The organism is Pyrodictium delaneyi (assembly GCF_001412615.1).
Taxonomy (GTDB): Archaea; Thermoproteota; Thermoprotei_A; order Sulfolobales; family Pyrodictiaceae; genus Pyrodictium; species Pyrodictium delaneyi.
On record NZ_CP013011.1, the window covers coordinates 1,647,653 to 1,661,443 of the forward strand.

The 13,791-nt window shown below is 47.5% G+C and carries 15 protein-coding genes; 7 read left to right on the top strand and 8 right to left on the bottom strand.

The window, feature by feature from the left end; translation table 11 throughout:
- Positions 1-11 precede the first annotated feature (11 nt).
- Both Pyrde_RS08320 and eno read right to left on the bottom strand, forming a co-directional pair.
- Positions 12-596, bottom strand: coding sequence for a hypothetical protein (locus Pyrde_RS08320; RefSeq protein WP_055409852.1), 585 nt, complete (start codon positions 594-596; stop codon positions 12-14).
- A 101-nt stretch (positions 597-697) separates the two neighbouring features.
- The gene (gene eno, locus Pyrde_RS08325; RefSeq protein ID WP_055409854.1) at positions 698-2,038 is read right to left on the bottom strand and encodes a phosphopyruvate hydratase; all 1,341 of its coding nucleotides are present in this window, start codon (positions 2,036-2,038) and stop codon (positions 698-700) included.
- Positions 2,039-2,078: 40 nt separating this feature from the next.
- On the opposite strand from eno, the gene Pyrde_RS08330 reads away from it, so the two are divergent.
- The 4 genes from Pyrde_RS08330 to Pyrde_RS08345 all read left to right on the top strand — a co-directional run bounded on the left by Pyrde_RS08330 (position 2,079) and on the right by Pyrde_RS08345 (position 4,588).
- Positions 2,079-2,738, top strand: coding sequence for a potassium channel family protein (locus tag Pyrde_RS08330; RefSeq protein ID WP_055409856.1), 660 nt, complete (start codon positions 2,079-2,081; stop codon positions 2,736-2,738).
- Positions 2,739-2,784: 46 nt separating this feature from the next.
- Complete coding sequence (locus Pyrde_RS08335; RefSeq protein ID WP_055409858.1) at positions 2,785-3,639, top strand: mechanosensitive ion channel family protein; 855 nt, start codon at positions 2,785-2,787, stop codon at positions 3,637-3,639.
- A gap of 75 nt (positions 3,640-3,714) precedes the next feature.
- Positions 3,715-4,032 carry a CpXC domain-containing protein gene (locus Pyrde_RS11000; RefSeq protein WP_055409861.1) on the top strand — a complete coding sequence of 106 codons (318 nt, stop codon included), beginning with the start codon at positions 3,715-3,717 and terminating at the stop codon, positions 4,030-4,032.
- Positions 4,033-4,099: 67 nt separating this feature from the next.
- Positions 4,100-4,588, top strand: coding sequence for a signal peptidase I (locus tag Pyrde_RS08345; RefSeq protein WP_055409862.1), 489 nt, complete (start codon positions 4,100-4,102; stop codon positions 4,586-4,588).
- Here Pyrde_RS08345 and Pyrde_RS08350 read toward each other — a convergent pair.
- The 6 genes from Pyrde_RS08350 to Pyrde_RS08375 all read right to left on the bottom strand — a co-directional run bounded on the left by Pyrde_RS08350 (position 4,575) and on the right by Pyrde_RS08375 (position 10,947).
- Positions 4,575-6,656 (bottom strand): DNA topoisomerase I, encoded by a 2,082-nt coding sequence (locus Pyrde_RS08350; protein ID WP_055409864.1) that lies wholly within the window; start codon positions 6,654-6,656, stop codon positions 4,575-4,577. The genes Pyrde_RS08345 and Pyrde_RS08350 overlap by 14 nt on opposite strands.
- Before the next feature lie 167 nt (positions 6,657-6,823).
- Positions 6,824-7,138: a DNA-directed RNA polymerase subunit K gene (locus Pyrde_RS08355; RefSeq protein WP_055409866.1), complete on the bottom strand. Its 315-nt coding sequence runs from the start codon at positions 7,136-7,138 to the stop codon at positions 6,824-6,826.
- Positions 7,139-7,282: 144 nt separating this feature from the next.
- Entirely contained in the window at positions 7,283-8,950 is a 1,668-nt protein-coding gene (thsA, locus tag Pyrde_RS08360; protein ID WP_055409867.1) for a thermosome subunit alpha, read from the bottom strand.
- A 158-nt stretch (positions 8,951-9,108) separates the two neighbouring features.
- Positions 9,109-9,483 carry a thioredoxin family protein gene (locus tag Pyrde_RS08365; protein ID WP_055409868.1) on the bottom strand — a complete coding sequence of 125 codons (375 nt, stop codon included), beginning with the start codon at positions 9,481-9,483 and terminating at the stop codon, positions 9,109-9,111.
- The gene (locus tag Pyrde_RS08370; protein ID WP_143522138.1) at positions 9,458-10,285 is read right to left on the bottom strand and encodes a hypothetical protein; all 828 of its coding nucleotides are present in this window, start codon (positions 10,283-10,285) and stop codon (positions 9,458-9,460) included. The genes Pyrde_RS08365 and Pyrde_RS08370 overlap by 26 nt, the downstream gene beginning before the upstream one ends.
- A 344-nt stretch (positions 10,286-10,629) precedes the next feature.
- On the bottom strand, positions 10,630-10,947 hold the full coding sequence (locus tag Pyrde_RS08375) for a hypothetical protein (RefSeq protein ID WP_055409873.1): 318 nt from the start codon (positions 10,945-10,947) through the stop codon (positions 10,630-10,632).
- Positions 10,948-11,402: 455 nt separating this feature from the next.
- Between Pyrde_RS08375 and Pyrde_RS08380 the strand changes: the two genes are divergently transcribed.
- The 3 genes from Pyrde_RS08380 to Pyrde_RS08390 all read left to right on the top strand — a co-directional run bounded on the left by Pyrde_RS08380 (position 11,403) and on the right by Pyrde_RS08390 (position 13,781).
- Complete coding sequence (locus Pyrde_RS08380) at positions 11,403-12,131, top strand: purine-nucleoside phosphorylase (RefSeq protein WP_055409875.1); 729 nt, start codon at positions 11,403-11,405, stop codon at positions 12,129-12,131.
- Positions 12,132-12,318: 187 nt separating this feature from the next.
- Positions 12,319-12,681 carry a hypothetical protein gene (locus Pyrde_RS08385; protein WP_055409877.1) on the top strand — a complete coding sequence of 121 codons (363 nt, stop codon included), beginning with the start codon at positions 12,319-12,321 and terminating at the stop codon, positions 12,679-12,681.
- Positions 12,678-13,781, top strand: coding sequence for a hypothetical protein (locus tag Pyrde_RS08390; protein WP_055409879.1), 1,104 nt, complete (start codon positions 12,678-12,680; stop codon positions 13,779-13,781). The genes Pyrde_RS08385 and Pyrde_RS08390 overlap by 4 nt, the downstream gene beginning before the upstream one ends.
- The last annotated feature ends 10 nt before the right edge of the window (positions 13,782-13,791 follow it).

Consider the following 13,791-nt stretch of genomic DNA (forward strand, 5'->3'; position numbering starts at 1 on the left):
TACGCCATGTATTACCTTTTACTCTCTTCCGCCGAGGTGTTGCCGAGTCTCATCTTACGCCATGTCTGCATACGATCCCACTTACTTTTCATGATAGCCGCAACAATGCCGTACCTAGTATCTTCAAGCTTTAGTACGTAATCAGACTTGCGTAGAATCCTAAGTCCCACCAGGGCGGTTAGGGAGTTAGATAGAGCGTTGTTCCACCTTTTATCATCTCCACCTAGCATGAAGAATCCTCGGGGCTTAACCTCTAAGCCGATAGTATCGTCTTTTACACGATCGCGTATGAGACTGTACAGCACATCGATTAGACGTTTTACTGAAGAGGAATCTTCAACATTAGCTGTTAGCTCGACGAGATATTCCACCGGAATTACCCGCTCTATAGATGCCGGAGGCTCTCTGACAACGAGCTTAAATGCATGCATGGGCTCTAGTTTGCACGAAAAGACGTATAGTAGGGGTACTCTTTCATCTGCATATACATTTACACTCTCATCATACCTGAAGAGTGCGTCGCCAAGCTCCTCTATAGCGGAGGGTAGCCGCCAAGGTTTAGTAGTTGCAATGAGTACTAGTCTACACTTATTCATAGATGGTAATCACCGTAACCTGTACTCTGGCCCTTTGCAATGCAGTGTTGAATTGATATAAAGGGTTGTATCCCATAAGTAAAAATGATGGTGTTAAGGACCTAGCCTATAGTATGAGATGTATATAGGTAGACGAAGCCTTTGTACACTAGTCTTCCTGCATAAACGGCGTCCCCTGCCAGCTCCTCTTCTATACGTAGAAGCTCATTGTACTTGGCTGTCCGTTCCCCTCTGGCTGGCGCTCCTGTCTTGATGAATCCGACTCTTAGGCCCACGGCTATATGTGATATTGTCGTATCCTCGGTCTCTCCGCTTCTGTGGCTCACTATTACACGCATACCATTACGTAGTGCGGCATATGCGTAATCTATAGCTTCGGTTAGTGTTCCTATCTGGTTAACTTTCAGTAGAGCAGCATTTGAGGCCCTGTACTCGATGCCTTTCTTTAAGCGCTCTAAATTGGTAACATAGAGGTCGTCACCTACTATAAGGACTTTGCTGCCAATGCGTTTTGTTAGCTCTGCGTGTCCTTCGAAGTCATCCTCGTAGAAGGGGTCCTCTATGCTGGCAATAGGGTACTCCTCTACGAGGCTGACATAATAGTCAAGAAGCTCTTCCTTACTGAGAGATTTACCGTCGACTAAGTATACGTTCTTTTCGGCGTCGTAGAAATGTGATGCGGCCGCGTCTAGGGCGAGAAGTACATCGTCGCCTAATGCGTAGCCGGCCTTGTTTATAGCTTCACGGAGAGCTTCAAGGGCCTCTCTATTATTCTTCATAGGCGGTGCATAGCCTCCCTCATCGCCGACATTAATAGCCATGGCCCCGTAGCGGTTCTTTAGAACTTGTTTAAGTGTATGGTACACTTCTACAGCAATGCGAAGAGCGTCCTTAAATGTATCAGCGCCCACGGGAACTATCATAAACTCCTGGAAGCTTAGTTCATTCCCTGCGTGTGCGCCTCCGTTTATTATGTTTAAGAGTGGTACAGGTAGGATGAAAGTCCCTCCACTGCCACCAAGGTACTCGTAAAGTGGTATGCCTGCGGTGTCGGCAGCAGCCTTAGCCACGGCAAGCGACGTGGCAACGATGGCATTGGCTCCAAGCCTAGACTTGTTAGGTGTACCGTCGAGTCTACACATGATGAAGTCTATAAGTCTCTGTCTACGTGAGTCAAGTCCACGTAGTCTGGGGCCTATAATGTTGTTCACGTTATATACGGCCTTGCTGACTCCCTTGCCCTTAAATTCTCTACCGCCATCCCTGACTTCTATAGCTTCGTGAAGTCCCTTAGAGGCTCCCGCGGGAGCAGCGGCGCGTCCGAAGCCTCCGCGCGTAACAACATCTACTTCTATTGTTGGGTTGCCCCTAGAGTCTAGAATCATCCTGGCGCGGACATTCTCTATAGTAAAGTCTTCGCGGAGACTAGCCGGTAAACCCATATAACAGCACCCCTTCTTCCAGCCCGGAAGGGCTGTAGACGTGCGTATACTCATCGTTGGTGCTGGTAAACTAGGCTCGCTACTCGCCAAGAGGCTGTCGGAAAAGGGGCACGAAATAATAGTTATCGACAAGGACGAGAAAAAAGCAAAAGCGGTAGCCGAAGAAGCCGACGTAGCATCCTATGTAAGAGATGCCACCGACCCGTCTGCGTATGACGAAGTAAACATAACGAATGTGGATGTTGTAGTGGCTACTACAAATAGAGACGAAGTGAATCTGTTCGTAGCCTTGATGGCCCGTGAGTATGGAGTGCCACGTGTCATAGTAAAAGTCAGAGATAGTCGGATCGCACAATTATTATCCAGAATAGGTATTGCTGAGCATGTTGTAGTAGAGCCTAGAGTAATAGGCTCAATAGTGGAGGGTATAATAGAGGGTAAATACAATGTAGTTGAGCTAGTACCTGTTTACATAGGCGGGTTTAGGCTTGTTACGATAACCATAGCTGAAGGAAGTAGTGTAGAAGGACAACTTCTCGATGAAGTAAAGTATCCGCGTCATGGTGTTAAAATACTTGCAGTATTCGATGGAGAAGAATTCCACGATCCTGGTGAGGTTCTACGACTAGAAGCTGGGTATCAGATTATAGCATTGGTACGCGATGATGTAGTAGAGGAGTTTCTTGAAGCATTTAGATGAGCAGTCTACAGAGGATAGCCTACCAGACCGGGGGTGTCATCAAGACGTGGTTGCAAATGAAACAACACAGACTCTAACAGTTGATAATGTGACCAGCCTCATAGGCCAAGCTGCAGGATTTATAAAGACACAGCTATTGACACCGCTTATACAATTATCAATAGTATTTGTAGTTGTGTATTTGTTTCTGCGCATAGTGAGATCTATACTGCTCCGTCTACAGAAACGTGATCTCGTATCCAGTACACTTGCCGAACAAATTTACCGGCTAGTTTCGCTCGTAACATATACAGTAACGATAATAACACTAATCTACATGTTCACGAGTGCAAGAGAGGTCATCTATGTATTAATAGTAGCACTGGCTGCAATATTGCTAGCGAATTGGAGCATAATAGCAGATATATCTGCATACTACATAATGTTGGCGTTTAGACAAACTCATAGAGCTGCAACACTCATAGAGCTACCACGCCTCGGTATAAAAGGCAAAATCATCGGAACAGGACTATTCCATACACGGATACGTACGCTTTCAGGTAAAATAGTCTACATACCAAATCACGTAATGCTAAGCGAGCCTGTCGCGCAACTGGCAAACGTTCAAAGCACTGTAGCGCTAGAAGTAGAGCTAAACATACCTAAGGTTGAGAAAGGTAACCCTATAGAGCAACTTGAGCGTAATATCAAGAGTATCCTAGGCGAGGCAAGACTCGCTACGAGACCACAAGACATCACAATACTAGTACTTAGCGCTGACAACAATCGTGTAAAGCTTGAAATTCATGTACCAGTAATGGGTGCGGAACCTCGACCAGCAACTATAAACAACATAATATCAACACTCATGGATGAACTTGAAGAACTCTCGCCATCAATAAGGTTGAAGCAACTTGTCTAGAGTTAGCGCAAGCCTATTAGCGGATAGCCATTATGCTAGCACTAATGCGGTAGAGCTAAGCTAACGGTGGTGTCGATGCCGAGAAGGAAGAGAGACCCTTATGTCTGTCCCCAATGCGGTACTAGAACAGAACCTTCCAAAACATGGCAGCTAGTATCGCCCTTTCCCGACGCCAAGGGGCGTATAACAATAACAGTGATGGGTAGCTTCGTCTGTCCAGAATGTGGTCACCGATGGAGATCGGTAGTGTCTAAAATAAAGGTCGGTGGTAATGAAGTTGAAGTAGAGTCTGGCAAGGGAGCTAAGGCGGCAATAAAGAGTGACAAGGAAAAGGAGGAACGCCGTGGAGAAATAATAGAAATAGATATAGACGATATAGATGAAGAAGATTAGATTACATAAATGAGACATAAATTGTTTGATAGTATCGATTAATACAACTAATTTCCGGGGTCTTTTAATGCAGGAGAGCGTAAGAGTGCTCTTGAAGACACTAGCAATACTATTGCTGCTTGCTTCAGTGCTGCTAATCATAAAAAGTTATATAAAGAACGAATTAAATGTTGATACGCCCTTTGTTGTGGTCGAAGGATATAGCATGCTACCTACACTCTACAATGGTGACATTGTAATAGTCTACAAACCTCCTCCCGATGACATAAAGGTTGGTGATATACTAGTCTACCAGAGCCTAAGGGGAGAGCTAGTTATTCACCGTGTTGTCGGCATAAAGACGGGGCCCCAGTGTAACCCTGTATGCTATGTGACTAAAGGAGATAACAATCCTGTTGACGATGTTGCTCTAGGTTTACAACCGTATCCGGGTATAAGCTATGATGAGGTGGTTGGGGTAGTGTATCAAGTTAACATAGGTATAGATGGTAGAAGTGTTAAAGTGCCACTCCGTATACCATACCTTGGACTTCTTACCTTCATTACACAGAGGTAAAAGGACACTTACCTTTCTTGGCAAAATACTCGGAGACCTCGCGTATCCATCGCCCGGTAGATTTAAGCCGTGAGACTTTACGCAGGAATTCAATACAGTCTATGTCGTCGCGTTTGCGCCATTCGTTAAAGGCTGCTTGTAACTTCTCTAATGCCTCTAAGTGGAAACGGCATAAGTTGTTTTCAAGTGGTTCACGCCAGCATACAATACAATGCTTATCCGGCGTCACGATGTTAAGAGCTTTGGCTAATTCTATGCCAACATCCCTCATTGCTGTCGACTTGAAGTTGGTAAGTATAGTTCTTAGTAAAGTCTTGGCCTCCTTTATGACTTCCAAGCGGGTGGACTTTTTGTTTCTAATGGATTCGAGCTTTTCCTCGAAATAGCGCGTCAACTCTATGCTCGTAAGCTGAGGGAAATACTTTGCTAATATCTCCGCTACGGCATGACCTAGCTCCGTTACCTCTACTTTCCTGCCTTTTAGGCTCAAATATTTGCGCTCGAATAGAATTTCGACTATCCTAGCTCTGGTAGCCTCAGTGCCTATGCCAACACGCTCCATCCATCTCACAAGAGAAGCCTTAGTATAGGGTTCTGGAGGATTGTTATAGACCACTCTTACAGATACACGCTTGATCTCTATTTTCTCGCCGACACGAAGCCGTGGTATACGACTCTCCTGGGGCATGGCAAAATGGTATATATTAAGCCAGCCAGGTTCTTGTATGTATAGTCCTGCAAGTTCGAGAGAGCCTATGTTGGATGCTGTAAGTCTGGCACGTGCATGAGCTATTATGGCTGCGGGTGCCATAGAGGCTAGAAACCGCCGGACGATGAGATCAAATATCTTCTTCCGTGCACCAGTAAGAGGCTCTGTTGGAACCTCGCCGGTGGGATGTATGGCAGGGTGCGCTGGATCATCTTTAGGACCGTTGCGTGGACGCGGCAATCCACTTGCAGCCCTTAGTACGTAGCTTGTCAGTTGTCTGTATTCGGCCATCCTCTGTAGCCCCTTAACTATGGATACAACGTCTACAGTGTCGGGGATCTTTTGGCTATTAGTCCGTGGATAACTAATCAGCCCGTCTAGATATAATTGCTCGGCGATTTTCTGTGTAAACATTGGGCTGTAGCCAAAGTACTTGGCGGCCTCGGCTTGAAGGTCGCCGAGGTTGAAAGGATATGGCGGAGGTACTTTCTCCTTCCATTCACGGTATGATGTAACCTTAAGAAAACGTAGCTTCTTCAATCTCTCTGCAGCGAGTTTTGCTTCTCGACGTGTATCGTAGACGGCTATACGTCCAGTATAGGTAAATCCACCAATACTTATAGAAACGTTGACAGCAAAACTCGGTATAGGAACAAATAGGTTGACTTCTCGGTCACGTGCAACAGCCTCTATGAGTGTGGGAGATTGGACTCTACCAGCACTCAATACTATACGCCTACCTGTAACAGAGTATAATGACTCCATGAGTGCTCTGCTAACGTTAATGCCCCATATCCAGTCAAGCTCGTGTCTGGCAAGTCCGGCTTCTATCATGTCCCAATCTAGGGGACTTAGACGTCTAAAGGCGTGCTGTATGTCCTGCCGTGTTAGCGCACTAAATTTAGCCCTATAGGCTCTATTGACTCCGCCAAGATGCTTGATAATCATGTAACCGATTACGCTGCCCTCTATATCATAGTCACATGCGTTAATGAAGGCGGAAGCCTTGCGGCCCAGAGCCTCTAGCGTCTCGAAGAAGGGTTTAGTATACGAGGCGCTAGCATCTATATGCCATAGAGGAGCCCAATAATAGTTGAATACAGGAAAACCCCTCTCATCGGTAGTCAGCCCAAATAGGTGGCCGGCCGCGGAGGCCACAACGTATGTACGTCCTTGCCATGAGACAATCCAATATGGCACTTTCCCAAATCTGCAGAGTCTTGGCTTGCTATTTGAGAGAGCCTCTGCTATCTTGCGGGCAGCCTTAGGCTTCTCGGCTACAACGAGCACGTACCCATATCCTATATTACAGCCTCTCTGTGTTCTAGCCCTCCAGACAGTACGTCTTTTCACCGGCATATTGTTGATGCTCCCTCGCTATTTCCAGACATCTATACCTTGTGCTTGACAACAATCAATGACAACTTTGGTAACAGCGGCAAAACATGTAACGGTGGGCAGTTTCTTAGTAAAAGTAATGCGCGTCCTTAGTGGAGTAGTATAAAGGGAAATATGACTAAGACAATCTAGTGTATACGGAGTCTAAGTTTATCTAGCTCTACCAACCACTTTAGAGGAATGGCTTGCACATCGCCGCGCCTAGTATAACGTATGATAGTCATTGGCAGTATGCCTGCTTTCAGTTCCTCCTTGGCGAGGAGAACTGGATCCTCTTTAATGCTCTTTGGAAGATCTTCTGCATTGATTAATACAGGTGCACCCATGCTTATCTGGAGTGCCCTGACGCCAATGATTCTTGCACGCTCGAACCGTGTAAGCCATGGTGGCCCAATCTTAATCTTCTTCTTGAGTTCGTTGGCGTCGAGCTGCTGGGCTTGCATACTCTCCCCCGCACTCTGAATGCCAGCTCAAGGGCAGTATAAAAGCAGAACCTTAACAACTAGTACTAAGTGGTACGAGTCGAGATTAATGCATGACAAAAAGCTGTTCTAGTGAACTAGAAGGGAAGGGCTAGAAAATTCTCTTTACTCTTCCTTACCCTTCTTACCCTTCTTTTCCTCGGTCTTGGGGGCGGCGGCTATCACGTCGTCGATCTTTAGTATTGTTGTTGCAGCCTCTGTTGCGCTCTTGAGTACCTGCTCTTTGACTAGTATAGGCTCTATCACGTTGATCTTAGTCATATCCTCCTCTATCTTGGCGTTTATGGCGTCGATGCCGGCAAAGGTCTTGCCCTCGGCGTGTAGCCTCCTTAGGTCCATTAGTGCCTGTAGTGCATCCATGCCAGCGCTCTCTGCTAGTATCATTGGTATCTCCTCGAGTGCGTCTGCGTATGCCTCTACTGCTAGCTGCTCCTTGCCGCCGAGGCTCTCAGCAAACTTCCTCAGCCTTAGAGCTAGCTCTACCTCTACAGCGCCGCCGCCGGGTACTATCATGGGCTTCCTTAGCACGTTGCGGAGCACGTGGAGGGCGTCGTTTAGGCTCCTCTCAGCCTCATCTAGCACCATGTCGTTGGCGCCGCGTATGAGTATTGTTACTGCCTTGGGGTTGGGGCAGCCCTCTATGAACACCATCTTATCGTTGCCGACCTTCCTCTCCTCTACTAGCTTAGCGAAGCCTAGATCCTCGGGCTTGAGGTCACGTAGACTGCTCACAATCTTGCCGCCAGTGGCGTACTCTAGCTTCTCTAGATCGCTCCTCTTTACTCTTCTTACTGCCATTATGCCCTTCTTGGCTAGGAAGTGCTGTGCTACCTCGTCGATGCCCTTCTGGGTTATTACCACGATGCCAGCCTTACCAGGCTCGAGACCATCCTTCTTCATACGCTCAACAGCAACACTATAGATCTTCTCAACCATCTCGCGTAGTAGGCGTGCCTCCTCATCTAGGAAGGCCTTTATCTGCTCTGGGGATGTTATGTTGATCTTTGCAGTTATCTCTGGCTTCTCGACCTCTAGTGGAGCGTCGAGGAGTACAATGTAAGCGTTCTCAACCCTCCTAGGCATGCCAGGGTGTACAACCTCCTTGTCGAGCACGATGCCCTCTATGAGCTGGCTGTCGAGTAGGCTGCCGCCCTTCTTCTTCTCAATCTTTATCCTGTCTAGGCGTACCTCGTAGGTGCCGTCGCCCTTAGGCTCTGCGACACGTAGTACAGCCTCTACGGCCATGTCTGTCAGCTTGTCCATTGTGGCGCCGCTGCCTACATACTTGCTGTATAGGCTTGTAGAGGCTATCCTCTTTAGGAGTTGGCGGTCGTTTATGTCGACCTTGATACCTATCTTAGATAGCTCCTTGAGGGCGAAGTCAAGGGCCTTCTTGTAGCCCTCGATTATCGTTGTTGGGTGTATGTTCTCGTCTAGGAGGTTCTCTGCCTTGTCTAGGAGCATACCGGATAGAACTACGGCGCTTGTGGTGCCGTCGCCTACCTCAGCGTCCTGGGCCTTTGCAACTTCTACTAGTAGCTTTGCTGCTGGGTGTTGTATCTCCATCTCCTTTAGTATTGTGGCGCCGTCGTTGGTTATTGTTACGTCGCCGAAGCTGTCTACTAGCATCTTGTCTAGGCCGCGTGGACCTAGGCTGCTCTTGAGGACTTCGGCGAGAACCTTAGCAGCGAGTATGTTGTTGCGTAGGGCCTCTCTACCGTATACCCTCTGTGTACCCTCCTTTAGGACTAGTACTGGTACACCGAGCGCCATGGTTTACACCTCTAAGCGTCCCTTATGTCCTTGTGTCCGTGTGTGTTGCCTTCAGAGTGCTTCTATATAAACCTTACTGTACTTCGTTATGTGAAGTCAACCATTAAATATGGAATGTGAACTCAAGGATGTAAAGCGATGATAGTCCTAAGACTAACTTAGAATCGTAGTGACAGTCCGAGCTTTGCAGGACTTATATTACGGCTACGGAGCGCATACAGAATGCCCCGCCTAATAGCATACTTGTCGCTCTGGTAGTTATAGAAGAATCCTATTTGTTCCCAGACCTTCTCACCCTCAAAGTACAGTTGAAGTCTCGGAACAGAAGACACATAGCGGTTCACTACAGCAGGCGCTGTTGCGGCATCAACTCTCGCCACGGCTATTATAGGCTCCACGACAAAGGCGATGTCCTCGATAATCCCAGCTAGGTACCTTCCAGTAGGGCTGCGGGAATCATAAAACAGCACTAATACTATCCGTGCTGACTCCAGTAGACTCTTAAACTCATCTAGCGACTTTATCTCGTGCATAACCAGCCTTCCTCTCCTCAAGCATTCTCCGCAGCATCTCCCTTTCAGAACGCGTGAGATGCAACACTATATCAGTTGGCTCTCGTGGCGCTGAGGGAGGTTTAATGGTGCTGCCTACAACTACAAATCCTCTTTCTATAGCTTCCATCACTTCGCTTGACGAGTAGAATTCCACAAGTTCGGCCAGCCTAAACTCGAAGTCAATAGCCTCCTTAGCCTCCCTTTCAGACAGTGTATAGCCGCACACCATACATTCTAGCTCGGGAGTAACGGCCCTGAACCCACATCGGGGACAGGATACAGGTGTTGGTGTGCCATACTGTTCCCAGAGGCTCCTAAGGAGCGGGAGTAGATCTTTTCTGCCAAGCTTCAAGGCGTCACGGTAAAGACGTGTAACATGCCTAGCAGCCACAGGCCCCCCATAGTTTACCACAAATTCCAGCTGTTCTTGTGTAAGCTCGTTCAACTTCTCCAAGAGATAGGCTGATGCAATCATGTAGACGTTGTTTATAGCTGATCTCAGCCTAGATATGATAGCATCTTTTGACGGTCTTGAGGAGTATTGTCCCACTATACCTTCTACTATAGGTTTAAGCATCTCCTTGTAAGACTCTTTATTGAGACCAAGTATTGCAAGCCCTAGCTTTTGTACGGCATCATCAACCATGCTATCTAGAAGCTTCTCGGGGTCGATCTTTACGCGTTGAGTAGCTCTCCTAGAACTACGTGCTCGTGTTGCTCCGACTCCCTTTCTAGAAGTATTTGACTTTGATCTGCTAACCCTTCTCCTACCACGAGGCACGATGCCCACTCCCTAATGAGTTTCGGATATAGAATTGCCTGGGTAAGTAGACCGGCAAGTCTTCCCGGAGATGACACGAAACACAGAAGCCCCTATAACTCTCCCTCAGCAAGTAGGACAGGATACTATGGGGAGATGTTGTTACTTGCCCCCCGAGACCCGGTAAAGCACCGGGGATGAAGACATTACCGCGAACAGAACCCCGTCACGGCCCCTTATTTCGCATATATGGTTGATGACTAATCAAATCCATGATACATGATGTGATGTATTTAGTTGGTATATGGATAGAGAATGTGAATAGAATGGAGTCGGAGCGAGTGAGACAGTCTTTTGGGTATTTGCTAGTAACGTTCGTCATACCAATCTCTTCCCTGAGGCAGATAAATAGGGCCATTCCTTGCAGCATAACGGCTGACAAGATAGCTCAATAGTACTTCTAGCTGACGTTTACGCTTACGGGCATTGCGGAGGGCAGTTTCTAGCTCCTCGAGAGAAACTTCTTGACCCCTAAACCAAGCCTTCACAAGCCTCTTGTATATGTAACGTAACAAGCTATCATACTCGTCTTCGAGATCTACGTTATAGCGGTATTTGTACACTATTTGTTCTATAAGCTCACCAAGATACTTGTCAATAAGCATTAGTGCGTCCTCATTCATGGCTTCCTCCAGGTTAACATCTACTAGCCTGCAGTTACACCCTATAACTCCTCCTCTTCACAAGACCTACAACGGTACGTGGGAGGTATCTAAACAATCCAAGTTGTAAGGACTTAATCAAAGACTTGTAGAGACGGGGGCTCAGCGGCTACCATCCTCAGCACCAGTAGCAAGGACATTAAACATGTAATGGTCTCAGCAGCGGTCAGAGCTCAACACCGCCCCCATTCTTAGTCTAGGACTAGTGCAGCCGTTAAACGCGTTATTAAATTATGGTTATGTAAACAGGGATGTCGTGGCTCAGAATGCTCGTGCAAAGACATCGGGCCATATTAGAGCCCTACTGCTACGGGTGCTCATCACAGCCCCTCTAGTGTGCTCTAAGACTGGTCACAGCCGAGCGCCTAGTATTATAGGCTAGGCATGCCTCCCGGTGCTTGTGGGGTGCGTGCGCTGTGAAGCCGCAGCACATCCGTATAAGCCCCGAAGAAGTGGCCGAAAGAGTAGTAGTCGTCGGCGACCCGGCACGTGCCAAGTTCCTCGCCGAGAACTTCCTAGAAGACTCGAAGCTTGTGAACGAGAAGCGCGGCTTCCATGTATACACAGGATACTACAATGGTACCCGGGTGAGCGTCGCAGTACACGGGATAGGAGGCCCCTCGGCAGCAATAGTATTCGAAGAACTATACATGCTCGGCGCCAGAACCATGATAAGGCTCGGCACAGCAGGAGGACTGGTCCCACAGCTAGAGATAGGCGATGCTGTAGTGGCGACCGGCGCAGCTTACATACATGGTGGTACTATAGGTTCCTACGTTCCTGACGCTTGTATGGTCGCAGCACCTAACCCGCTACTAACTACGCTGCTCTACGAGAAGGCTAAGGCTATACACGGCAAAGTATACCTCGGCCCAGTATTCAGCAGCGACGCCTTCTACGCGGAAGATGCCCACTTTGTAGAAAAGTGGTCCAAGCGGGGCATAATAGCTGTAGAGATGGAGGTAGCTACACTCTATGCACTAGCAGCGATGAGGGGCTTCAACGCAGCTGCCTTGCTAGTAATTTCAGATAACCTTGCAGTGCCTGGTAAGGAAGAGCTAAAGCATCACGAAGAACTAGAGCCATTTGTAGAAAAAGCAGCTAAAGCAGTATTCGAAGCGATAACAAGCTTCAACCGAGGCTAAAATGTTAGTATAGACTAATACTTAGGTGATATATATCAATGGTATGTCTCTAAACTCTTTGAAGATGAAAGCGACGAGTTAAAGGCCCCCTCTAACCGTTTTCCTAGATAGATCGTGGGGTGCCGCTGAAGAAGCCTTGGACGTATTCTCGACCGCTCTCTAACACTCTTCCGGGGTGACGTAAGCCGTGGCCACTGAGGCCCCTCCACATCACTTTAAACGGTTATTCGCTAACCGCGGCTTAGAAGTTACAGAGACTAGATCCCGCCAGGCAACGCTTTTCGGAGAAACTGTAGAGTACCACTCAGTATGCGGGCTAAAACAAGGCTCGTACAGGATTACTGTAAAACTGCTCCCTGCTCCTTCTGCCACACAGGTTGTGATAAACGCATCAAGTGAGGAAGATGCTAAGAAAGCAGCAGATAGGCTTGAGAGGCTAGGATTCAGCGTTGACACTGATGGGGAGACTGTGAGAGCTAAGACCCGAGACATAAGTCTAACGACGGTTAGTAGAGCTATAGATGTGGCGGAGGAAGCAACACGGTCTTGAAGGATCATATGGGCTTCGAAGATATAGTGAAAAGTCTGGGTCTCAATAAACTTGGTATAACGTACAGTAATATAGTGAAAGATGTTCTCGTCGTTGAAGGGGAAAAGGCTTGTCAGAGGATACTCTCCGAACCCAACATAACAGTTCTTAGGGTCATTGGTATAGAGACCATCAAATGTGAGGGTGAAACGGAGCTACGACTAGTAAGCAGAAACGGGTTGTCAATCAAGGCTAGAATACCTGGAAAAAGTCGTTGTTGCGATGTTGCAGAGTTGCCCCTCTACAAGCCTCGGGAAAACTACGTAGGACCAACATACAAGGCACTCGTGGACACACTGAGACAACTTATGTCGGGGCTAGACTCGCATGGTGTACCAGTAGTCGTTGACACATTTATACCGACTACCGGCAGATATTGCCGACCACGCATTGGTTGTACGCTTAGCCTACGTCGAGAGAATAATAGAGTTCTGGAGACATCGGAGCCCATTAGAACAGGAGTGTATAAGCCAAAAGTTGTCCACCCAACTCTTCTGGCATGGACGCGCAAGAGGGTAACCAGTAACAGTACCTACCATGTACCATGGATATACATAGGAGGAGCATCTAGCTATCTCCTACTTATCTGTACACCGCCGGCAGAAGTTTGCAGGGTATCCGTAGACAAAGAAGGGCTAGCCATCTTGGAGGAAGGCAAAGCCATAGCTATAAAGTCGAGACGGTATAGCCCATCATGGAGCTACACAACATACCTGGTCGGAAATGCGCTGGGAGAACTTGACGCGAATATAGAGGCCAAGAAACCAGCGATTTGGTCACCAACAGGACTAATACCACTAGCAGCCCATATAGAGAAGACGAAAAAGAGTATAGTTACCGAGCTTGTTGTTTGGAATCCTCTACCTATAGCGAAGAGACATGAACTGGTACTCGAGGAGTATCGAATCAAAAAGGCAGATGTTTATACAGGAATAGTGCCATATTGGGAGGAAGCAGTGACAAGCTTCAATAGAGTGTACCTGCCATTATCGGGAAACCAGTTGGCAATAGTAAGGATTAGTGGGAACCTGTTGCCTCCACTTCTGAGACAACGGCGGTAAATCATAAGAC